Source organism: Agarivorans sp. Alg241-V36 (genome assembly GCF_900537085.1).
Lineage (GTDB): Bacteria > Pseudomonadota > Gammaproteobacteria > Enterobacterales > Celerinatantimonadaceae > Agarivorans.
The window spans coordinates 58,674-80,005 of the sequence record NZ_UNRE01000001.1 but is presented as its reverse complement, the minus strand read 5'-3'; the positions used below and the strand labels follow the sequence as shown (position 1 = coordinate 80,005).

The 21,332-nt window shown below is 46.0% G+C and carries 21 protein-coding genes; 10 read left to right on the top strand and 11 right to left on the bottom strand.

Features of this window, described 5'->3' with window-relative positions; genetic code table 11:
• Positions 1-116: 116 nt before the first annotated feature.
• Positions 117-794 carry a class I SAM-dependent methyltransferase gene (locus G6R11_RS00400; RefSeq protein WP_163131850.1) on the top strand — a complete coding sequence of 226 codons (678 nt, stop codon included), beginning with the start codon at positions 117-119 and terminating at the stop codon, positions 792-794.
• Positions 795-1,219: 425 nt separating this feature from the next.
• Here G6R11_RS00400 and G6R11_RS00395 read toward each other — a convergent pair whose 3' ends face one another.
• From G6R11_RS00395 to G6R11_RS00350, 10 genes are all read right to left on the bottom strand, one after another.
• Positions 1,220-1,630, bottom strand: coding sequence for a GNAT family N-acetyltransferase (locus tag G6R11_RS00395; RefSeq protein WP_163130227.1), 411 nt, complete (start codon positions 1,628-1,630; stop codon positions 1,220-1,222).
• The gene (gene fabV, locus G6R11_RS00390) at positions 1,627-2,820 is read right to left on the bottom strand and encodes an enoyl-ACP reductase FabV (RefSeq protein ID WP_163130225.1); all 1,194 of its coding nucleotides are present in this window, start codon (positions 2,818-2,820) and stop codon (positions 1,627-1,629) included. Before fabV ends, G6R11_RS00395 begins: the two co-directional genes overlap by 4 nt.
• A gap of 97 nt (positions 2,821-2,917) precedes the next feature.
• Complete coding sequence (locus G6R11_RS00385) at positions 2,918-4,483, bottom strand: GGDEF domain-containing protein (protein ID WP_163130223.1); 1,566 nt, start codon at positions 4,481-4,483, stop codon at positions 2,918-2,920.
• A 261-nt stretch (positions 4,484-4,744) separates the two neighbouring features.
• The gene (locus G6R11_RS00380) at positions 4,745-6,217 is read right to left on the bottom strand and encodes a dihydrolipoyl dehydrogenase (RefSeq protein ID WP_163130221.1); all 1,473 of its coding nucleotides are present in this window, start codon (positions 6,215-6,217) and stop codon (positions 4,745-4,747) included.
• 71 nt (positions 6,218-6,288) lie between these two features.
• On the bottom strand, positions 6,289-7,017 hold the full coding sequence (locus G6R11_RS00375; protein WP_163130219.1) for a glutathione peroxidase: 729 nt from the start codon (positions 7,015-7,017) through the stop codon (positions 6,289-6,291).
• A 277-nt stretch (positions 7,018-7,294) separates the two neighbouring features.
• On the bottom strand, positions 7,295-8,152 hold the full coding sequence (locus G6R11_RS00370) for an ABC transporter permease (protein WP_152785353.1): 858 nt from the start codon (positions 8,150-8,152) through the stop codon (positions 7,295-7,297).
• A gap of 2 nt (positions 8,153-8,154) precedes the next feature.
• Positions 8,155-9,396 carry an ABC transporter permease gene (locus G6R11_RS00365; protein WP_163130217.1) on the bottom strand — a complete coding sequence of 414 codons (1,242 nt, stop codon included), beginning with the start codon at positions 9,394-9,396 and terminating at the stop codon, positions 8,155-8,157.
• A 23-nt stretch (positions 9,397-9,419) separates the two neighbouring features.
• Positions 9,420-10,466: an ABC transporter substrate-binding protein gene (locus G6R11_RS00360; protein ID WP_163130215.1), complete on the bottom strand. Its 1,047-nt coding sequence runs from the start codon at positions 10,464-10,466 to the stop codon at positions 9,420-9,422.
• Between the two features lie 18 nt (positions 10,467-10,484).
• On the bottom strand, positions 10,485-11,594 hold the full coding sequence (locus G6R11_RS00355; RefSeq protein ID WP_163130213.1) for an ABC transporter ATP-binding protein: 1,110 nt from the start codon (positions 11,592-11,594) through the stop codon (positions 10,485-10,487).
• Between the two features lie 182 nt (positions 11,595-11,776).
• Positions 11,777-12,700 (bottom strand): LysR family transcriptional regulator, encoded by a 924-nt coding sequence (locus tag G6R11_RS00350; protein WP_163130212.1) that lies wholly within the window; start codon positions 12,698-12,700, stop codon positions 11,777-11,779.
• Positions 12,701-12,823: 123 nt separating this feature from the next.
• On the opposite strand from G6R11_RS00350, the gene G6R11_RS00345 reads away from it, so the two are divergent.
• On the top strand, positions 12,824-13,819 hold the full coding sequence (locus tag G6R11_RS00345; protein ID WP_163130210.1) for an NADP-dependent oxidoreductase: 996 nt from the start codon (positions 12,824-12,826) through the stop codon (positions 13,817-13,819).
• 49 nt (positions 13,820-13,868) lie between these two features.
• Here the strand turns inward: G6R11_RS00345 and G6R11_RS00340 are convergent, their stop codons facing one another.
• Positions 13,869-14,486, bottom strand: a complete 618-nt coding sequence (locus tag G6R11_RS00340) for a glutathione S-transferase family protein (RefSeq protein WP_163130208.1) — start codon at positions 14,484-14,486, stop codon at positions 13,869-13,871.
• Positions 14,487-14,591: 105 nt separating this feature from the next.
• Between G6R11_RS00340 and G6R11_RS00335 the strand changes: the two genes are divergently transcribed.
• From G6R11_RS00335 to G6R11_RS00300, 8 genes are all read left to right on the top strand, one after another.
• On the top strand, positions 14,592-15,467 hold the full coding sequence (locus G6R11_RS00335; protein WP_163130206.1) for a LysR substrate-binding domain-containing protein: 876 nt from the start codon (positions 14,592-14,594) through the stop codon (positions 15,465-15,467).
• Between the two features lie 34 nt (positions 15,468-15,501).
• The gene (locus G6R11_RS00330; protein WP_163130204.1) at positions 15,502-16,446 is read left to right on the top strand and encodes a chemotaxis protein; all 945 of its coding nucleotides are present in this window, start codon (positions 15,502-15,504) and stop codon (positions 16,444-16,446) included.
• A 78-nt stretch (positions 16,447-16,524) separates the two neighbouring features.
• Complete coding sequence (locus G6R11_RS00325) at positions 16,525-17,247, top strand: ABC transporter substrate-binding protein (RefSeq protein ID WP_163130202.1); 723 nt, start codon at positions 16,525-16,527, stop codon at positions 17,245-17,247.
• Between the two features lie 84 nt (positions 17,248-17,331).
• Complete coding sequence (locus G6R11_RS00320; protein WP_163130200.1) at positions 17,332-18,150, top strand: DUF2797 domain-containing protein; 819 nt, start codon at positions 17,332-17,334, stop codon at positions 18,148-18,150.
• Positions 18,151-18,179: 29 nt separating this feature from the next.
• The gene (locus tag G6R11_RS00315) at positions 18,180-18,470 is read left to right on the top strand and encodes a DUF2607 family protein (protein ID WP_163130198.1); all 291 of its coding nucleotides are present in this window, start codon (positions 18,180-18,182) and stop codon (positions 18,468-18,470) included.
• Between the two features lie 159 nt (positions 18,471-18,629).
• Positions 18,630-19,400: a DUF2796 domain-containing protein gene (locus G6R11_RS00310; RefSeq protein ID WP_163130196.1), complete on the top strand. Its 771-nt coding sequence runs from the start codon at positions 18,630-18,632 to the stop codon at positions 19,398-19,400.
• Between the two features lies 1 nt (position 19,401).
• A complete protein-coding gene (locus tag G6R11_RS00305) occupies positions 19,402-20,118 on the top strand; it encodes an ABC transporter ATP-binding protein (RefSeq protein ID WP_163130194.1) in 717 nt (238 codons plus the stop codon).
• Positions 20,105-21,331, top strand: a complete 1,227-nt coding sequence (locus G6R11_RS00300) for an ABC transporter permease (protein WP_163130192.1) — start codon at positions 20,105-20,107, stop codon at positions 21,329-21,331. The genes G6R11_RS00305 and G6R11_RS00300 overlap by 14 nt, the downstream gene beginning before the upstream one ends.
• Position 21,332: the final 1 nt, after the last annotated feature.

Below are 21,332 nucleotides of genomic sequence, written 5' to 3'. Positions count from 1 at the left end.
TGTTAAACTTGTTTTATTTTTTATGGAGCCCTGCCTTGGACAGCCAGCAGCCACGTTTGTATTGTGAGCAATCTGCCGACAATGACTATGCCAAGCGTTTAATTGAGCGTTTTGCCATGCAGCTATGTGAACAACTGCCAGAAACAGGTTTTTGTTTGGTGCTAGATGGCGATTTTTTAGCTTTACGCTACTGTGATGAGGCCAAGCTAGGCGATGTTAAAGTCGATTTTCTAGCTGGTCGAGTGGCTCATCGTCGTCAATATGGCGGTGCAGAAGCAGTAAGCAAGGCGGTTGGTGTAAAAAAAGGTCAGCGCCCTAGTGTTATCGATGGCACAGCGGGCTTAGGTAGAGATGCGTTTGTTTTAGCTAACCTAGGCTGTGAAGTGACTATGTTGGAGCGCTCCCCTTGGGTTGCCGCCTTGCTGGACGACGGCTTACGGCGGGCTAAAGCTGATGCAGATATTGGCGAATGGGTAGGTCAACGTATGCGTTTAATTTACGCCAGCAGCATTGATGATCTTGCTCAACAGAATCTGCGAGCCGATGTAGTCTACCTCGATCCGATGTATCCGCATCGTAAAAAGTCGGCTCAAGTAAAAAAAGAAATGCGGGTTTTCCAGCTACTTGTTGGAGCAGATTTAGATGCTGACTTGCTGTTGGAGCAAGCGCTAAAAGTTGCTCAAAAACGGGTAGTGGTTAAAAGACCTAGTTATGCAGAGCCTTTAGCGGGCAAAGTCGCACATAATCACTTAAGTACCAAAACTCATCGCTTCGATATTTATTCACTGATTTAGGCTGTTTCTTTCTGATGGTGATTCAGCCTTTACGATAAGTGATAAAGCCACTGTCATAATCGTTTTATCCCTTGATATTGCTCAATTTTTTGAAGCTGTTTACCTTAGGTTTTTGGCCGCTTATTCTAGTGGGTTATGCGATATTGGTGATTAAAAACAGTGACTTAGAACACCACCAAGGTTGAATGCGCCAATTCTTTGATCCAGATCACGGATGGCTTTAATTTAAGTGAGCCCGATCTAGTTTCTTGTGATTGACTGGGAAAATGCTTGCATCAAGAAAACGCTATCATTACTCTATTTCTATCGTTCCAAGGATTGGCGCGATATCGAAAGAAATAAGATCTGACCTTTGTTGACCGACAGAAAAATTGGAGAAGCCATGCTTCTCCTTTTTTTTCGCCTGCATTTTGTGGAAGAGGTTTTTAATTAAGAGTTTTTGCCATTTTTACGTAGGCAACTCCGTGTTTATCAAAGGCTTCACTGGTCACTAAAAAACCTAAGCCCTGATAAAATTTAGTAGCGCTGCAGCGTGCATCAAACCAAAAGGTAGTTAACGGCCCACCCTTTTGTTGTTCTACCAAGTAGTTAAGCATATAGCTTCCATATCCTTTACCTTGATACTCGGGTAAGCAGGCAAACTTACGTAGGCGAATGCTGGTTTGCGTTACGAAAAGTGAAGCCACCATTATCATTTTGCCATCAAGATAAGCGCCATAATGCTCACCCAGTTCATCTTCAGCAACGCGGCAAAAAGCCTGATCGTGCTTTGGCCACAATACTTGTTGGCGAATTGCTAGGGTTTGTTCTGCGCTAATTGTTTGAATGTCTATCATGGTTGGAGCTGGCTTAAAGCTTCTATATCGCAAGGTTGCTGATAGTCTACCCCATCTACAGCAAAGCCATTTAGCCGCATAAATGCGGTTTTATAGCCGATAAAATCGGTGGTGGTTTTGAAATTGTCGGCAGTAATGGCGGAATAGCGCGAGTCGATCTCTTGCTGCACTTGCGGACTCAGTTCTAAGTCATCAATACGCAGCTGGTCTAATTCATCTAAGCGCACTGGTCCATCACTTGGGTACAGGTGTTGGCTAAATAAACGGTAGGCTTGTTCTATGCACTCTTCATGCTTTTGCTGCTCTTTCATCACTTGATAAAGCAGCGCAATGTAAGGGGACATTACAGGGATATACACGCTAGCTTTAGTCACTAGGGCTTTACACACGCAAGCATAGGCATTGCCGCCGACTTGGGATTGCAGCTGTTTGTTCAGCTCTTGTGCGGTTACATGCAAGTGTTGCTTGGCGCGACCAATGGTGCCATCACGATATATCGCGGCAGTGCGCTCTGGTCCCACGTAGGAATAGGCAATAGTTTTACACGCTGGCGCAAGTACCTCGGCCTGTTGCAAGGCATCGATCCAGTTTCGCCATTCATCGCCACCCATTACCTTGGTTGTGGCTTCTACTTCATCGGCAGAAGCCAACTCAACAGTTTGAGGTTCTAACTGCTCGGTTTCGAGATTAATGCTAAGGCCATGTAGTGGTTTATCGGTGGTTTTGAGTACCGATTGCCATTGGCCAGATTCGGTTTTACGTTTGCCAGTGGCCAAGCTATAGATCACTAAATCGACTTTGCCAGCAAATTCTTGTTTGATGAAATCAATCACTTGGCTGCGCATGGCTGGATCAAAAGCGTCACCAATAAAGTTTTTGGCGATTAAACCTTGTTGCTCAGCGAGTTCTTTGCAGAAAATATTGTTGTACCAGCCTGCGCTACCTAGCCCTTTTTCATTGGGGCCGCGCTCAAAAGAAACACCAATGGTATCGGCTCCTCCACCTAAGGCTAAGCTCAAGCGAGATGCTAGTCCAAAACCAGAAGAAGCACCCAATATAAGCACTTTTTTAGCACCGTTGATCGGGGCTTGCTGCTGAATATAGTCGGCTTGTTGTTGCAAATAGGCTTTACAACCTGGCGGATGACAATTGCGAGCGATATTGCCGCTTAATTGTGGAGAAATAAGCATGGTCGACTCCATGAAAAAGTGATGCAACTAGTGTAGTGGATGATCTAAACCAGTAAGTTACACCATATCAAGCTAACGCTCGAATTCAATTGTAGGCTTAGGGCTGTTGATTAAGCGCCACTAGCTTAGTTTTGCGTTTACGCTGTGCTTTTTGTTGGTACATGGTCATGTCTGCTCGGTAAAACAGTTGCTCGGCATCTTGGCAATCGTCGGTGCTGGCGCTGCCAAAACTGATACCACTTTGTGCAGTGCCATTGAGTTGGATGATCTTGTCGGCAATTGCCAGCTTTTCATCAATTTCACTGCATGACAGGGTGTCGGAAAAAGCGGCAAACTCATCGCCGCCAATGCGGTAAAGCTTTACTTGGTCGCTGAGCACCATGTTGAGGGCTTCGGCCACTAACTTAATCAACCTGTCGCCTTCTTGGTGGCCAGCGTGGTCATTAATGCTTTTTAGGTAATCAATATCCACCAAGGCGAGGCTGGTGTGATGGTCTTCACCAAATTCAATGCTGCTAACATACTCGTTAAAGGCATAGCGATTTTTTAAGCCTGTTAGGGCGTCTAGACGCGCTGCATCTCGCTCTTCACTTAACTGTTGAGCAACTAGCAGTGACTCTAAGGTGAGGCGTTTAAACTTGTAGTGTAAAGCCAGTGACATAAACAAGGTGCTAAATATACAGCTCAACAAAATGGATAAGTCGGCTGCTAGCAATGTGGTGGTATTTTTAGGTACTACGGCCATCGCTAATAGTAAGGCCGGGATAAGCAATAGCAGGGTTGATAGTATAAAAAGCTGAGCCTGTTTAGAGCCTTGACGCCAGCATTGAAAGGCGCTTGCGAGGGCTAACACTACCCATAGTAAGATCACGCAATACACCAGAACAACTGCCCAATTTACCCAAATAACTGCCACCGGAATACTGAAAAGACACAGGGCAATTAAGTAGCGGCTAGCTAGCCATAAGCGCGGCGCATATTGCTGAAGGTTGAGAAAGCGGCAATAAAACAACACGCTAAATATCGGGATTAGCAGCACCGGTAATAGGTGTAGTTGGGTAATACGTAGCTGTAGTAAATGGGCTGCAACATGAAAAACTAGGGCCAAAGCCAGAGTGATGGCAAATAAGTAGCCGCTGAAGTAGGCAAATACTCTATCTTGCTGCACTAGCCCTACCGCGCCATTGTATATGGCTAGAATTAGTAAGCCGCCTAGGCACAAAGTAATCACACTAGCTCGCCAATGATAGAGCTGGCTCATCTCTGACTTATGGCCAAAGCTGAGTTGCGGTTGTTCGGTATAGTATTGGCTAGAAATGCGGGTGATTAGCCAATAGCCGCCGAGGCTTGGGGTGTCGATGTGGCGGGCGTAGCTAAATAAGTATTCGTAAGGATGTAAGTAACCACTGCTAAGGTGGCGCATTTGGTTACCTTCAGAGTAAAGGTAGTAGTCAATATTTTCGATAACCGGACCGTCGACGCTGGCAATCCATTGATTAGGTTGAGAGATATTTATTTTTTTGACTAACCAATAGCTTCCACCGCTAAGTTTCACCCGATCAACTTGGCTTAATTTGTTTAGCCAGCTGGGAATATCGCTATAGCGGTGTGGCAGTACTTGTTGGTCTTCGGCTAGGTATATTTGCTGGGAACTGCTGTTCACATCGGCAGCAAAAGCCAGGTTATAACAAACCAAAAAGTAACTTAGAACTAGGCTAATAAAAAATCTAAAAGCAGACATAAGCGTTTGTATCGTTCATCCTTGTTTCAACAAAGCTGCAAATAGCATAGAGCAAACCACATCCAATGATAAGCGTTGTTAGCAATTGTTGAATGCTAACATATTTATTGATTTTTTAGTCACTTAAATAAAAAAGCCCCTAGGTAGTTAACCTTGGGGCTTTTGTTGTGCCTTTATAAAGCGTTAGCTACCTACACCACATTCCATACAGGCATCGATCATTTCTGGACCCAGGTGCAATTTAGCATTTAAGTCACGTAAAGCGGTGCGTACGCCTTCTTCTATCACTGGGTGGTAAAATGGCATATCTAACATTTGCGAAACTGTCATTTTGGCTTGATGTGCCCAAGCCAGTAAGTGGGCTAAGTGCTCAGCATTTGGACCAATAATTTCTGCGCCCAAAAAGCGTCCGGTACCTTGCTCGCCGTACAAGTGGGCGATGCCCTTGTTGACTAGCATGACTCGGCTGCGGCCTTGGTTTTCAAAACTTACTTCGCCAATTTCAAAACAGCCACAAGAGCCTAAGCGCTCCTCAATATCACGGTAGCTCTCACCCACCATAGCAATTTGTGGGTCGCTAAATACTGCCGCTATTGGAGTTCGGCGTAAACCTGCGCGCACTTCTTTACAGCGGCCTGCATTGTCGCCGGCAATTTTGCCCTGGTCGGCGGCCTCATGCAGCAATGGAATTTGATTGCTGGCATCACCGGCAATAAAAATATGGCTGATAGAGGTTTGCAAGGTGTAGTGATCAGCTACTGGCACGCCACGCTCATCCACTTGTATATCAAGCTTATCTAGGCCCAGTTTATCGGTATTTGGTCTGCGCCCTGTGGCGGCAACTAAGTAATCAACCTCAGTTTCAACCGTACTGCCCTGTTTGTCGATGTAGCGAAGTTTTACGCCATTTTCGCTGCGCTCAATTAGTTCCACTTTAGCGTCAGAATCTAAATAAAATTCTTCGGCATAGGTGGTGTTTGCGTAGTCGGTTAAGGCTGGATCAGTTAATGGGCCTACTGCGCCACCTACACCAAACATCAATACCTTAACACCTAAGCGGTGCAGTGCTTGGCCAAGCTCTAAACCAATAACACCTGGGCCAAATACCGCAATTGACTCGGGTAAGCTATCCCATTCAAAAATGTCGTCGTTTACCAATAAGCGGTCACCTAGTTCTGCCCAAGGAGCTGGAAAAGCTGGGCGCGAGCCACTGGCGATAACTATGCGTTTAGCTTCAACAAGGCTTGTTGAACCGGCGCTATGTTTAACGCTTAGTTGGTTTTGGTTTACAAATTCAGCGTAGCCATCAAGTTTATGTTGTACATCAATGCCTTCAACAGACTCTAATACAAAGCCAACAAAGCGGTCGCGTTCAGATTTTACTCGCTGCATCACGGCGTGACCGTCAATCTGCGGTTTACCTAAGTTAACCCCAAACTGGGCCGACTTTTCATATTGATGGGCATTCTCGGCTGCTGCAATAAGCAATTTGCTTGGCATACAGCCCACACGTGCACACGTGGTGCCGTAAGGACCTGCTTCGATCATTAATACCGAATCGGTATGCTCTTTTGCGGCGCGGTATGCGGCTAAACCTGCGGTTCCGCCACCAATAATGGCTACATCTACAGACTGTGTAACTTCTGAATTTGACATGATAACTACCTTTGAAACCTGCGAATTGGGTTGTTCAGGCGAGTAGACCGTCTCGCCTGAGTTTTTATTACTTAAGCTAAGTAAGCTTCTAGTTCTTCACTACCGCCAATGTGTTTACCGTCTACAAATACTTGTGGAACAGTGCTGCGACCGCTAATGGCTTTAAGACTCACGCTGGTGGCGTCGGTGCCCAAGATGATTTCTTCAAATGCCATACCTTTGTCATGCAATAATTGCTTAGCTTTGGCACAGAAAGGACAACCTGGCTTGCTAAATACACTAATCGCAGAAGGCTTTTTAGCGTCGGCATTAATGTAGTTAAGCATGGTGTCGGCATCTGATACTTCAAACGGGTCGCCTGCTACATCTGGCTCAATGAACATTTTTTCGATAACGCCGTTTTTCACCAACATAGAGTAACGCCAGCTGCGTTTGCCAAAACCTAAGTCGTTTTTGCCAACTAGCATGCCCATGCCTTCACTAAACTCACCGTTACCATCTGGAATAACAGTAATGTTTTCAGCTTCTTGGTCGGCTAACCATGCATTCATAACAAAGGTGTCGTTAACACTTAAACATACAATTTCGTCAACGCCGTTGTCTTTTAGAACACCAGCTAGCTCGTTGTAGCGTGGTAAATGTGTTGATGAACAAGTTGGTGTAAATGCACCTGGTAGGGCAAAAACAACCACGGTTTTATCTTTGAATAGCTGCTCTGTAGTAATGTCTACCCAAGCGTCGTTTTGACGAGTATGAAAAGTAACACTTGGTACATTTTGGCCTTCGCGATTCTCTAACATATCTTTCTCCGTAAACTTTAATAAGGTGTGTGTTCGTTTGATGGGTCTAGTATCAATTTTTCGCAGTGATTTGTAAAAGCAATTGAATCTATCTTTATGATAGGCAATTGCTATCAAATCGTGTTTCAAAAAATTTGCATAGCAATAATAGGCGTACAAGCCCATATAGAGGGAGTTAGATTAGAGGATAGTCGTGAATTGCTTGTTTATGATCAATTTATTAGTGCCACTAGCGCATGGCTAAAAGCATATAGCTAAGGTCTTGTAATGGTTAGCCTTAGCTGTCTAGCTCACCGCTTTGAATGCGCTCGCTGCGAGCACGTAAATACTCAATGGTAAATAGCAGCATGGCTGAAATTACGATGAGTAATGTGGCAACGGCCAAAATGGTAGGGTTAATTTGCTCGCGCAAACCAGAGAACATTTGCCGAGGAATGGTGCGTTGCTCGGGACCGGCTAAAAACAATACCACCACTACTTCATCAAACGAGGTGATAAAGGCAAACAGGGCGCCAGATATCACTCCCGGGCGGATTAGCGGCATAATCACTTTAAAAAAGGTTGTGAGGGGGCGCGCGCCTAAGCCTAGCGAGGCGTTCACTAAGGAGTAATCAAAGCCAGATAGTGCTGCATTTACGGTGATTAGTACAAAGGGAGTACCTAAAGCGGCGTGGGCTAAAATAACCCCGAGGTAAGAACCGGCCAAGTTAAGCTGGCTATAAAAGAAGTACATTCCAGCTGCGGTGATAATTAGCGGCACAATCATCGGCGATAACAAAATAGCCATCCACAACTTTTGCCAAGGCATGGCTGGGTTGCTTAGGCCAATGGCCGCTAGGGTGCCTAATACCGTAGCAATTAAGGTGGCACAGATACCGATGAAGAAGCTATTTTTAATTGCCAGTAGCCACTTATCATCATGCCAAATCTCGGCGTACCATTTTAGTGAGTAAGCCTCCGGTTCTAGCGCTAACATGCCTTCGGTAAAGCTAAAAAAGGGCTCTACATTAAAGGACAGTGGAATAATCACCATAATCGGCAGCATTAAAAAAGCCAGTACCAGTAATGAGCAAAAGCGTAAACCGTAGTGCGCTAAGATGTGCCAAAAGGTGAAATACTTCGGATAGCTCTTCATGCTTAGCCCAACTTAATGTTATTTACGCCCACAAAGCGGTCGTAAACCCAATACAAGGCGAGAATTAAGGCTAGCAGCAAGGAGCCTAAAGCCGCTGCTAGTTCCCAGTTATTCGAAGACTGCATATGGAAGGCAATAATATTGGAGATCATTTGCCCTTCGGTGCCGCCAACAATGGCGGGAGTAATGTAGTAGCCAATGGAAATAATAAATACCAGCAAGGCGCCGGCACTTACTCCGGGAATGGTCATTGGTAGGTAAATTTTAATAAAAGCCGGCACTGGCCTTGCCCCTAAAGACAGCGCCGCTCGAAAATAGCTGGGGTCGATATTTTTCATCACGCTGTATAAGGGCAAAATCATAAAGGGCAGCAAAATGTGGGTCATGGCTATGATCGTGGCAAACTGGGTATAGAGCATCTCAAAGGGCTCATCAATTAGCCCTAATGCTTGCAGCGTCGAGTTAACTACACCATTGGTTTGCAATATGGCTATCCAAGAAGTGGTGCGAACCAGTAATGAGGTCCAAAAAGGCAGCAATACTAATACCATTAAGCGGTTAGCGATTTTACTTGGCGCGTTGGCCAAGTAGTAGGCTAAGGGATAGGCCAGTAAGGCGGTGAGTAAGGTTATAATCAAGGCAATTTTTAAGCTCTTCCAATAGAGCTTTAAGTAAATTTGGGTATCTCGCTGTTCAATTTCTCCAGCGGCGTTGCGCTTTAAATCAAAGGTAGTGAGGTAGTAGCTGTCGGTAAAAGCTTGTCCGGCGCGCTTAACCGCTCGCCATAGGTTGATGTCTTGCCACTTTTTGGAGTAGCCAAGCAGCAAGGTATCACCATTTTGCTGTAATTCTTCTAGCGACTTTTTCTTGAGTTTTCTGGCGCTAGATTTAATTAAGCTAGAGCTGCCGGGTTTGAGTCGATTAACTTCTTCGGCAAGTTTTCCTGATAAGCGCTCTTTAGATAAGCCTTGTAGCTCAATGGCAAACTGTTTGAGCGCTTGGCTGTTGGGTAACTGGTCGCCGGCTTCATCCCAAATGCTTAGCTCTGCCAAGCTTAAAGGGATTAATTGGCTCACGGTGGGGTGGTAAACACTGCGGTACAACATGGTGGCAATGGGCGAAATAAAGGTGATGAAGACAAATATCAACAGCGGCAGGGTAAATGCCAGCAACATCCGCTTCTTGCGTTTAAGCAAGCGTTTGCTCTCGAGTATTTCTTCTACGCTGAGACTGTTGTTATCCATCTTCACCTCTAACTAAGTTGCTGCTACTTAAGCAGCCACTCGTTAAATTTCTCGCCTAAAGATTCACCATAATCAGCCCAAAACTCACCAGAGGCTTTCACCCCTTTATCGAGGTGAGAAGAAGGCAGTTTAGGAATAACCGCTTTATCTACATAAGCATAAGAAGAGTTACGAGTAGGGCCGTAAGCCACTTCTGGCATGCCGCTCAACGGTTTTGAGCTAGTAGCAAAGCGGATAAACTCCATCGCGAGGTCTTTTTTCTTGGTGCCTTTTACAATGGCCCAAACGTCTAAGTCGTAAAGGTGAGCATCCCAAACCATTTCAAAGGGTTTGCCTTCACTTTGAATGGCATCAAAGATCCGCCCGTTAGCTGATTGAACCATCACTGCGCCACCGTCATTTAACAGTTGTGGTGCTTGTGACCAGCTGTCAAACCAAACAATATCGTCGGCAATAGTGGCGAGCTTGGCAAAGGCGCGAGCTTGGCCTTCGTCGGTTTCTAATACTTCATAAACTTGCTCTTTTGGCACGCCATCGGCGATCAGTGCCCATTCCAAGTTTACTTGAGGGCGCTTACGTAAAGCGCGTTTACCTGGGTAGGTGTTAGTATCGAAGAAGTCGGCAATAGAGCTAGGTTGACCACCTTTAATGGTGTCATTGCTGTAGGCATAAAGTACTGTCCATACAATGTTGCCCACACCACATTCGTTGGCTAGTGCAGCTTCGCTAAAGTCTTCTGCTGCAGGTACGCCGTCGTCACCAGGAGGTAGGCTGTCGTGGTCTATCACTTCTAGCAAACCTTCTGAACAGGCGCGCTCAAGGTCAATCACTTCTACGTCAATCACGTCCCAAAGAATGTTACCACTCTCTACTTGGGCTTTTATTTCGGCAATACCACCGGAGTAGTTTTCAAATAGAATCTTGTGGCCGGTTTCTTTCATGAAGGGGTCTAGCATATGTTTTTGCTGGGCTGCACCATAAGCACCACCAAAAGACACGGCGGTGAGTTGGTCGGCATTGGCAATGCTACAGACCGAGGCGAGAGCAATAACTGGAAGTAAACGTTTCATAGGTACCATCCTTTACCATTAAGAGCTTGGGGGTGGATTAAAAGCTAACCCGTCATTAACGGACCACGTTAGTTTAGTAATTGTGCCAGCGGCAATTTGTGGAGCGTCGTGATCGTTGAGCACTTTTACCATCAGCTCAGTCTTGTCACGAAGTTTAAAGAAGTAGCGAATAAAGTCACCTACATAAAGGCGCGTAATAAACTCTGCTTCAATTCGGTTATCAAAGCGATGTTTGTCGCTTTCAATAAATAAGTTTTCCGGGCGTACTGCCAATACGCAGGCATTGCCAGACTCGGGGCAATCCATGGCTTGGCCACTTACCACGCTGCCATCACTTAACTCTACTTTAGCGAGGCCTTGAGCACGATTAAGCACTTTGCCTTTTAGGTGGTTATTTTCACCAATAAAGTCAGCAACAAAAGCATTCTCTGGGCGCTCATAAAGTACATCTGGAGCTGCGCATTGCTGCACAACTCCATCGTTAAATACGGCGATGCGATCAGACATGGTGAGGGCTTCGGTTTGATCGTGAGTAACATAAATAGCGGTAAACCCTATGGCCTCATGCAAACGCTTAATTTCTAGCTGCATTTGCTCGCGCAGGTTTTTGTCTAAGGCGCCTAGTGGTTCATCCATTAATACAATAGAAGGCTCAAAAATCAGTGAGCGAGCCAAGGCAACCCGTTGCTTTTGGCCGCCGGATAAATGCCCTGGATAGCGTTTGCCAAAATTGTCTAGTTCCACCAAGGCTAAAGACTCGGCCACTCTGCGGCTGATTTCTTCTTTAGGCAGTTTACGAACTACCAAAGGGTAAGCGAGATTCTCGGCTACGGTCATGTGGGGGAAGAGTGCATAGTGTTGAAACACCATGCCAATGTTGCGGTTATAGGGAGCAACGTTAGTTATGGCTTGGCCATTTACCAAAATTTGACCGCTGGTGACATCTTCAAAGCCGGCTAGCATCATCAAGCAGGTGGTTTTGCCAGAGCCAGATGGACCAAGCAGGGTTACAAACTCGCCTTTGCGAATATCTAGATTGAAGTTTTTTACCACTAAGCTGCGTTGATCGTAGCTCTTTTTAACGTCAGCAAAGCGCACATATTGTTGGTCACTGACCGGCTCGCCCATAAACAGTTCCTTTTGTTAAGGCTTGTTGCTAAAAGTAGACCAAGTAATCAAGAATCAAACGTAACATTATCTTAACAAACAAGTTTGCAGAGAAAAGTGCAAAGTTTAAACAGCTTAGGGTACATATCAGCATAATCTGCTGAGTCAGCAAACATACAAGGTCGAACTATTGGCTGCTTTAGCTACTTGCCTGAATATTCACTAGGCGGCTGGCTTAATTGCGAGACGATAAAGTCTACGGCCACTTTAACCTTGGGTATTTGATACTTAAGTCCTTGGTATAGAAGAAAAATACCAGTGGCTTCCGCCGGCGATACACGAATATCTTGGCCGACCGAAAATACCACTAAACTGCCTTCGGCAAGTTGTTGGCTAATTCCCCACTCTGGCAACAAAGCAATGCCCTCACCACTTTTTGCGGCGTTGACTAAGCTTGTACCATGATTGCTAATTAAGCGAATAGGTGGATGTAATTCTTGCCATTTTTGTTGTTCTTTAAAGAGCCAAGGTAATACTTTTTCCGGGCTGCGGTAACGCAAGCTGGGATGTTGATTGAGCTCTAAAGGGTGCTGCGGTTGGCCGTTTCGGGCTAAATACTCTGGTGAGGCACACAGTACAAAATGATTATTCGAGAGCTTTTTGGCAACAATGCGCTCATCGGGTGCATTGCCACCGCGGATCGCAATATCAATTTGGTCGCGCCGCAAGTTGGTAAGTTGATCGCTAAAGTGTAAATCCAACACAATGTCGGGATAACGCAGCGAAAATTCACTCAATATTGGGGTTAAACATAGTTCGCCATAACTGGGCATGGCGCTGATAGATAACAATCCGCTGGGGTGTTGTTGCTGCTGTTTTAGTAAGTCTTCTGCATCGTTCAAGCTGTGCAAAGCAGGTAATATTTGCTGGTAGTATAAATCACCTAGCTCGGTCAATTTTACTTGGCGAGTACTGCGATGTAGTAATTGCTGCTTCAACATCGCTTCTAAATCTGCAATTCGCCGAGATACCGAAGAGGGCGGCACATTAAAGGCATTGGCGGTATTGGTGAAGCTGCCAGATTCTGCAAGGTGAGCAAAATACTGTAAGGCGCGTAATTTATCCATTCGCTTAACTTTTGTCTAAAAGGCAATAAAGTTTAGCTTAAAGGGCTATTTATTCCTATTTGTTAGTCTATTTATAATTAAAGCGTTAATAATTACTCGAATCACCTAATTAAGGAAGCCCGCATGTCTAGCTATCAGTCGATTCATTTAGTAAAGCGCCCTGTTACCCAAATTGAAGCCAGCTGTTTTGAAAGCCGCATTCATATGGCGGAAGAGCTGCAAGACGGAGAATTTAGGGTTAAGCAAACCCATATGTCACTAGACCCTGCCATGCGCGGTTGGATGAGCGCTGACACCGATAGTTATATTCCGCCGGTAGCCTTAGATGAGGTAATGCGCGCTAGTGGTATTGGTGAAGTTGTTGAGTCGCGTAATCCGCAGTTTCCGCTTGGTGCAACAGTAATGGGAATGTTTGGCTGGACAGAGCAAGCGGTAAGCAACGGTGCTGGGGTGAATATTGTTCCACCAGGTTTGCCAGCCGAAGCGGTATTAGCGGTATTGGCTTTACCGGGCATGACTGCCGCACAAGGCTTGCTGGAAATTGCTAAACCCAAAGCTGGTGAAACCTTATTAGTCAGTGGCGCTGCGGGTTCGGTAGGCTCTTTGGTTGGACAAATTGCTAAGGCCGAAGGTTTGCGCGTTGTGGGTGTAGCTGGCAGCGATGAAAAGTGTCGTTGGCTGGTGGAAGAGCTAGGTTTTGATGGCGCAGTAAATTACAAAACCGACAATATTGCCGAGAAAGTGGCAGAGCTAACGCCGAATGGCGTAGACATTTATTTTGAGAACACCGGTGGTGAGATTCAGCAAGTGGCCATTGATAACATGAACGCTTTTGGCCGAGTAGTGGTGTGTGGAATGATTTCTGATTACAACACTGCTCAGCCTTCGGCTGGCCCTAACTGGATCCCAATTGTTAAAAAGCGTTTGTCGATTCAAGGCTTTACTATGCCAGACCATTTCGACAAAGCTCCTCAGTTAATGCAACTAGTGAGCAGCTATCTGCAAGCTGGAAAATTGAGTTACCGAGTACATGTTCTAGAGGGCTTAGACTCAGCCATTGAGGGCATTAATCTGTTATTTAGCGGTGAAAACCAAGGCAAGCTATTAGTGAAATTGTAAGCGTAAGCGTTTGGCCAAGCCGACTCTCGGCTTGGTCTTTTTTACTCTGTTAGTTTATCAGCGCAGAATCATCGTCAATGCTCACGTAGTTGTTTTGCTGAGCTATGCGCCCCAACCAAGAGAGCACCGCAGGAAACTGCTGCAAATTAAACCCTCCTTCTTCGGCAACATGGGTATAGGCATATAGCGCTATATCAGCAATGGTAAGCCGGTTAGCTACAAAATAGTCTTGCTGTTTAAGGTGTTGCTCCATCACCGCCAATGCGGTGTAACCTTGCTGCTGTTTATCGACTAATTGAGCTTGGCGCGCGGGCGTCATGCCTGCATGGCTAAGCCAAAAGCGTGGGCTAGCAATATTGGGCTCATGGCTGTATTGCTCAAAACTCAACCAACTAATCACCTGTGCTTGTTGCCAGCTGTCATCGGGCCAAAATGCTGAGTTTTGGGCGAGATAAAACAAGGCTGCGTTTGATTCTGCTAAGTAGCGTCCGTCATCTAGCTCGAGAACCGGAATTTTGCCGTTAGGGTTGATCGATAAAAACTCAGCACTGCGACTTTCACCTTTCACAATGTCGTAGTGTTTAAGCTGGTAGCTTTTCCCTAGCAGGCTGAGCAGTAGGCGAATTTTATAGCCATTTCCGGAAGGTAGGTAATCGTGCAAAATCATAGCGGTTCCTTGCTAAGTTGTTGATGAACCAAGTGTGACAAGTTGCTTGTAGTTTGAATAACGATTATTTTTGATGGCAACTATTAATCATGGTGATGGGTTGAAATGGATATTGACGCTTTACGTAGCTTAGTGGCTTTTGTTGATAGCGGCAGCTTTACGCGTGCGGCAAGCCAAACTTTTCGCACCCAGTCGGCGATTAGTGCGCAAATGAAAAAGTTGCAGCAAGAAAGCGCGAGTCCGCTATTTGAAAAGGACGGTCGCAGTTTGGTGCTAACCTCAGCAGGGCAAGCCTTGGCCAGTTATGCGCGGCGTATTATTAGTTTGCATGACCAAGCCGTCACAGAGATGAAGCATAGCCACGATAGAGTGGAGCTACGCATAGGTTGTCCCGACGATTACAGCGTGTCAGTTTTACCGCTGTTATGTGAGTTATTGCAGCAAGCCATTCCTAATTTATGTTTGCGCTTGTGCGCCGCACCCAGTGTGAAGTTAAGAGAGAGCCTAGACCAAGGTGAGCTTGACTTGGCTATTCTCACCCGCAGCCCCGACAGTGATGAAGGCTATTTGTTACGCCACGATCAAGGTGTATGGGTTTGCCATAAAGAGCGTGATTTAAGCCTGCTTCGGCCTATGCCCTTGGCGTTGTATGAAAGCGATTGTAAGTTTCACGCCAGCGCGATTGACGGTTTAGACAAGGCTGAAGTGCCGTATCGGCTGCTAGCAACCAGTGCTAACCACAGTGGTTTGTATGGATTTGTCTCGCAAGGATTAGCCGTAGCTGCACTTGCGCGTTCTAGCAAGGGGGAATTGCAAGAATTGTGCGCTAAAACAATGCCTCCCTTGCCAGCAATTGATATTGTAGTTGTTGCTGCCACCCAGCCCCATGCGGCTTGTAGCGGTGCAACAGTAAAACAAATATGTCAGCGGTTTCGCCAGCAAGATGCGTATTCTTTAGAAGCGCCAGCCGAAGCCGTGTAAGATTGATCGTTGTCTATAAAAGTAAGGATGCTTCATGAGTAGCGCCACCAGTCAAACCCAAGGTTTATTGCACTTTCGGCTGTCATTAAATCAGCTATTTGCAATTGGCACCTTAAAGGTGCGTGAAATTGTGCCTTATACCCGACTTACCGCGTTACCGCATTCTCACCAATATGTACTGGGTTCTGCTTCGCTGCGTGGCCAAACCATTTCGGTGATCGACATGGCTGCTGCCGTGGGTTACCGTCCAATTGCCGAAGAAGAGCTTGAATCTTGTTCGATCATCATTACCGATGTTAGTCGTCAAACAGTGGGCTTTTTAGTGCGCGGTATTGAGAAAATCACCGAGTGTCGCTGGCGTGATATCGATCCACCACCAAGCTCTCTAGGCAAAGATGCTTTTGTCACCGGAGTTACTCGGGTTGATGACAAACTAGTGCAATTGCTGGATATTGAAAAACTGATTGCTTCGGTATTCCCCGATGATGAAGACCGCGTTCGCGTTTCGGTAAGCTTGCCTGATCAAGCAATTCTTGCTCAGCTTAAAATCCTGCTGGTGGACGATTCTGCCACCGCGCGTAAACAATTAGCCAGTGCCTTAGATAGCATAGAAATTGATTATCAAATGGCCAGTGATGGCGCTACCGCATTCAAAATGATGCAGCAAGCGGCTGCTCAAGGTAAGCCAGTTGATGTGCTGGTGAGCGATATTGAAATGCCGGGCCTTGATGGCTACGAGCTCACCTTTGAAGTGCGAAGCGACCCAGGCGTAGCCGACGCCTACATTATTTTACATACCTCCCTATCTAGCGAAATTAGTGTTGATAGAGCTAGCCAAGTGGGTGCCGATGAAGCCTTAACGAAGTTTGACGCTGGAGAGCTTATCGACGCAATGTTACGTGGCGCCGAGCGGGTTTCTGACGACGAAACTAGGGTTTCACTGGCAAAAAAGACCGGAATCCTTGAGGGGATGTTTTAGTAAAGGCTAAAATCTTTTGCACCCTTCGGTGCGGCTTTACTATGCTTACTGGGTGAACCAACAGTAAGGTTTAAGCTAGTGAACGGCTCTCGTTGCTTTTTGTTACTCTGCCTTCATTGCTCGGCGTTGGCAGAGAATAACAGTATTAACATCGCCACCGATGAGTGGCTAAATTACTCTAATAAAGACCAAAGCGGCTATTACTTTAGCTTGCTGCAGCGGGTTTATCCCAATCACTTCTATCATGTTCAATTCATGCCCTATTTACGCAGCATTGCCATGTTAGATCAGCAGCAGGTTGATATTGTATTTGGTGGGGCTGCTGACGATTTTGCTCATTCCAACTGTGCTGCTTTACCGATAGAAATTGATCGCAGCGACATGTTAGTTAGCCCCGAGCTGGCGGAGCACTATCACTCACCAAAAGATCTCATTGGCAAGCAAGTAGTCTCGCAGCTTGGTTACGATTGGCAAGACCATTTGCCAGAAGGAGTGAGTTACCGTGAGTACGCAAGCTTAGAGCAAATGATAAAGCTGCTGCGCCACAAGCGGGTTGACGCAATATTAGACTATCGAGAAGACATTTATCATTTGCTTGAGCAAAAGCCAGAGTTGGCTGGAGACTATGTGCTGGTGGAGAATGTCTTGAAATACAGCTCTACCTTTTGTTTTGCCGCCAATCCGCGCGGGCGTTACCTACAAACACGTTTTGATAAAACTTTACCTAAACTGGTGGGCAACGGCGAGTTACGGCAGTTAATGCTGCAAACGCTGGGCAGTGACGACAACTATCCCTATTAATGCCAAGGCTCCTGTGGGCTTGGACAGTTACCCGCTTTGCTTTACACTGCTCAGCCATAATAAGACTTCAGAGAGTGGCGGACCGTGCAGGGACATCTATCAAAAATGCGAGCAGAACTGGGCGAACAAGTTCAGTATTATTTGCCAATTGGTGAGCAAGAGTTACACCTAAATCCACTAATTGGTGAATCTTTAGCTTTTGAATTTACCGGCAAAATAAACTGCCGAAGCTGTGGCAAAGCCACCAAGAAAAGCTACTCTCAAGGGCATTGTTTTGTATGTATGCGTAAGCTGGCCAGCTGCGACATGTGTATTATGAAGCCTGAAACCTGTCATTACGCCCAAGGCACTTGTCGTGAGCCAGAATGGGGAGATGCAAATTGCATGATTCCTCATTACGTCTATTTAGCTAATACCTCAGGCTTAAAAGTGGGCATTACCCGCCATACCCAAATACCAACGCGGTGGATTGATCAAGGGGCTACTCAAGCCTTGCCGATATTCAAGGTTGCCACGCGCCAGCTATCTGGTTTGGTGGAAATAGAGTTAGCTAAACTGGTGGCAGATAAAACCAATTGGCGAGCGATGCTTAAAGGCGATGCTATTGAGCTAGACTTAGTGGCTGAGCGTGAACGCTTGCTACCACAAATTGGTGAAGCCTTAGCTGAACTGGCTGAGCGCTTTGGTTTAGAGGCCATTAGTGAATTGCCCGATGAGCACGTCGTTGATTTACATTTTCCTGTTGCTCAATATCCAAGCAAAATAAGCAGTTTTAACTTAGATAAAAATCCCTTGGTAGAAGGGCAGCTGCAAGGAATTAAGGGCCAGTATTTAATCTTTAACAATGGTGTGATAAATATTCGCAAGTTTGGCTCTTACGAAATAAAACTATTGTCTGAATAAGACAATTTATTAGCAGTATCGGAAACAACATGATCTTACAGACTTGGCAAAAAAGACTTACATGGCTACTGATTTTATCAGTGTCTTTGTTTGTCTTGGCTTGGGCTGAACATCAGGTTGAGCGGCTTGATCCTGAGCACTCCGAGCTGCATTGCCAGCTGTGTTTTAACTTAGAAAAATTGGCCACCGCAATAGTAAGCAGTGTAGCGCTGATTGTATTGCTTAAGCGCAGCCAAGTTTTTGTTAGAACTGTTTACCTTTACACCAGCCAGCATGCACCCGCTGCTAGCGCTCGTTCTCCACCACTCATCAGCTGCTAATTTAGTTAAACAACATTTGAATCTGCTATTACAGCTGAGTATGGTTAGCTCTAAGTGAATGCGCTTAAACTTACCTCGTGCTCTGTTGTGGGCTCGTTTAGCTAGATTAGTATTAATAATTTCAAACATTTACTAATTTTAAAATCATGGATACTTACAATGAAGTTACAGCCTATATATGTGGCCCTTTTTGGCCTGTTTTCTTGCGCAGCTAGCGCTCAATCTGCTCATCAGCATGGTGTTGCTGAACTCTTTTTTGCCGCCAGTGGAGAAGAACTAGAAATTGAGATCCATTCACCGGCCGATAACTTCCTTGGCTTTGAGCATGCGCCGGTAAACGAGCAGCAACATAAAATTTTAGACGATGCCAAAAAGCAAGCCGCTCAGGCGATGAGTTTGTTTAGTTTTGCTGGTGGCGAATGTGAGCTGGAAGAAGTTGGCCAGCACTGGGGAACGCTAGATCAAGCTGATTCCGAGCACAAAGACCACGACGATCATGACCACGCTGCTCACGATGAGCACAAAGACCATGACCATGCTGCGCACGACGAGTACAAAGACCATGACGATCATGACCATGCTGCCCACGATGAGCACAAAGACCATGACGATCATGACCATGCTGCCCACGACGATCATGACCATGCTGCGCACGAAGAGCATAAAGACCATGACGATCATGACCACGCGGCTCACGATGAGCACAAGGGGCACGACGACCATGACCACGACCATGAAGCTCACGCCAGCCATGAAGATGTGCGTTTGACTTACCACTTCCACTGTCATCACTTAGATGAGCTGGCTAGCTTTGATGTTGAGTTATTTAAGCTTTTCCCGCGTATGGAAAAAATCCAAGTACAAGGCGCTAGTGAGCGTGGCCAAGTAGCCTTTGATATTACGCCAGCGCAAAACAAGGTGAACTTATAATATGCGCCAGTCTGCTTCTCTATTAGCTTTAGAAGAAGTGGTATTTGCGTGGCCGGGTGAAACTCACCCGGCCATTCATATTCCTCATTTAAGCATTGCTGCAGCCAGCCATACCTTTATTCATGGGCCGAGCGGTTGCGGTAAATCTACTCTGCTTAGTTTGATTGCCGGGGTGATTACTCCTCAGCAAGGCAAGTTAAGCTTTATGGGACAAGACTGCGCCAGCTTAAAAGCGGCACAGCGCGACCAATTGCGCGCCGACCACATTGGTTATGTATTTCAGCAATTTAACTTGTTGCCCTATTTGTCTGTATTAGAGAACGTTGCTTTGGCTTGTCAGTTTTCCAAGCAGCGTCGTCAGCGAGCCTTAAGCCGTTCGCCGTCAGTGCTGGATGAAGCGCGCCGATTATTGTCTCATTTACAATTGCCCGACAAGCAACTTAACCAGCCGGTTGGCCAACTTAGTATTGGTCAGCAGCAGCGAGTGGCGGCTGCGCGCGCCATGATTGGTTCGCCAGAGCTAATTATTGCCGATGAGCCAACGTCGGCCTTAGATAAAACCAACCGTGACCACTTTATGAATTTGTTGATGTCTGAGCTAGAGCATTGCGAAAGCAGCTTGCTACTAGTGAGTCACGACCAAGAGCTAGCCAGTCGCTTCCAACAGGTGATTGATTTGCCAGCGCTTAATTTAGGAGGTCAGCATGAGCTTGCTTAAGTTAGCTTGGCAAAGTTTGTGGGCTAGGCGTGGCACTGCCTTACTCAGTTTGCTGACCATTGCCCTTAGTGTGGCCTTGTTATTGGGTGTGGAGAATCTTCGTACTCAAGCCAAATCGAGCTTTGCCTCAACCATTTCTGGCACCGATTTAATTGTAGGTGCGCGTAGCGGCCCTACCCAACTATTGCTTTATTCGGTATTTCGAATTGGCAATGCCACTAACAATATTACTTGGGACAGCTATCAAGAGATTGCAGGGCACTCAGCGGTAAAGTGGTCGATTCCGATTTCTTTGGGTGATTCGCATCGTGGTTATCGGGTAATGGGCACCACTAACAGCTTTTTCGAACACTACCAATATGCCAATAAACAAGCCTTAGAATTTGCCGTAGGGCGAGAGCTAAACGATACCTTTGAAGTTGTATTAGGTGCAGAAGTTGCGCGCAAGCTTGGTTACAGCTTGGGTGATAAAATTGTGGTGGCTCATGGTATTGCTGCGGTTAGCTTTGTTAATCATGATCAGTTTCCTTTTGAAGTGAGCGGCATTTTAAAAGCAACGGGAACACCAGTAGATCGAACGGTCATTACCTCGTTAGCGGGCATTGAGGCGATTCATCTACCGCCACAAGTTCTGCCGTTTAGTGAGGCGCAGCTTACGCCTTCAACAATTACCGCGATGATGTTGGGCACTCAGTCAAGGCTGCAAATATTCAACTTACAGCGACAGATTAACGATTACAAAAACGAAGCCCTTCTGGCTATTTTGCCAGGGGTCGCCTTGCAAGAGTTATGGGGCATACTCAGCATTGCTGAAAGCGCTTTGTTGGCCGTATCTATTTGTGTGGTGATTACCGGCTTAATGAGCATGCTAAGCACCTTAATGGTAAGCTTAAAAGAACGCCGCCGAGAAATGGCTATTTTGCGCTCTGTAGGGGCTAAGCCAAGGCATATTTTTGGTTTGTTGTTGATAGAAGCACTATTGCTGAGTGTGCTGGGCGCTTTACTAGGCTTAGTCAGCATGTATTTGATTTTGGGCGCGGCAAAACCTATTCTGCTCAATCAATTTGGTTTTTATTTAGTATTAAGCTGGCCCACTCTGGAGCAATGGTATTTGTTAGTTGCTGTAGTTGTGGTTGGTTTTATCGCCGGCGTGTTGCCAGCGTGGCGTGCCTATCGTTATTCACTTAGCGATGGCATGAGCATAAAGATTTAGA

What these genes read in the sequence shown, in the direction of transcription:
- G6R11_RS00400 (WP_163131850.1), top strand. Translation starts at nt 117, where the DNA reads ATGCAGCTATGTGAACAACTGCCAGAAACAGGTTTTTGTTTGGTGCTA.
- G6R11_RS00395 (WP_163130227.1), bottom strand. Translation starts at nt 1,630, where the DNA reads ATGATAGACATTCAAACAATTAGCGCAGAACAAACCCTAGCAATTCGC.
- fabV (WP_163130225.1), bottom strand. Translation starts at nt 2,820, where the DNA reads ATGCTTATTTCTCCACAATTAAGCGGCAATATCGCTCGCAATTGTCAT.
- G6R11_RS00380 (WP_163130221.1), bottom strand. Translation starts at nt 6,217, where the DNA reads ATGTCAAATTCAGAAGTTACACAGTCTGTAGATGTAGCCATTATTGGT.
- G6R11_RS00375 (WP_163130219.1), bottom strand. Translation starts at nt 7,017, where the DNA reads ATGTTAGAGAATCGCGAAGGCCAAAATGTACCAAGTGTTACTTTTCAT.
- G6R11_RS00370 (WP_152785353.1), bottom strand. Translation starts at nt 8,152, where the DNA reads ATGAAGAGCTATCCGAAGTATTTCACCTTTTGGCACATCTTAGCGCAC.
- G6R11_RS00365 (WP_163130217.1), bottom strand. Translation starts at nt 9,396, where the DNA reads ATGGATAACAACAGTCTCAGCGTAGAAGAAATACTCGAGAGCAAACGC.
- G6R11_RS00360 (WP_163130215.1), bottom strand. Translation starts at nt 10,466, where the DNA reads ATGAAACGTTTACTTCCAGTTATTGCTCTCGCCTCGGTCTGTAGCATT.
- G6R11_RS00355 (WP_163130213.1), bottom strand. Translation starts at nt 11,594, where the DNA reads ATGGGCGAGCCGGTCAGTGACCAACAATATGTGCGCTTTGCTGACGTT.
- G6R11_RS00350 (WP_163130212.1), bottom strand. Translation starts at nt 12,700, where the DNA reads ATGGATAAATTACGCGCCTTACAGTATTTTGCTCACCTTGCAGAATCT.
- G6R11_RS00345 (WP_163130210.1), top strand. Translation starts at nt 12,824, where the DNA reads ATGTCTAGCTATCAGTCGATTCATTTAGTAAAGCGCCCTGTTACCCAA.
- G6R11_RS00340 (WP_163130208.1), bottom strand. Translation starts at nt 14,486, where the DNA reads ATGATTTTGCACGATTACCTACCTTCCGGAAATGGCTATAAAATTCGC.
- G6R11_RS00335 (WP_163130206.1), top strand. Translation starts at nt 14,592, where the DNA reads ATGGATATTGACGCTTTACGTAGCTTAGTGGCTTTTGTTGATAGCGGC.
- G6R11_RS00330 (WP_163130204.1), top strand. Translation starts at nt 15,502, where the DNA reads ATGAGTAGCGCCACCAGTCAAACCCAAGGTTTATTGCACTTTCGGCTG.
- G6R11_RS00315 (WP_163130198.1), top strand. Translation starts at nt 18,180, where the DNA reads ATGATCTTACAGACTTGGCAAAAAAGACTTACATGGCTACTGATTTTA.
- G6R11_RS00310 (WP_163130196.1), top strand. Translation starts at nt 18,630, where the DNA reads ATGAAGTTACAGCCTATATATGTGGCCCTTTTTGGCCTGTTTTCTTGC.
- G6R11_RS00305 (WP_163130194.1), top strand. Translation starts at nt 19,402, where the DNA reads ATGCGCCAGTCTGCTTCTCTATTAGCTTTAGAAGAAGTGGTATTTGCG.
- G6R11_RS00300 (WP_163130192.1), top strand. Translation starts at nt 20,105, where the DNA reads ATGAGCTTGCTTAAGTTAGCTTGGCAAAGTTTGTGGGCTAGGCGTGGC.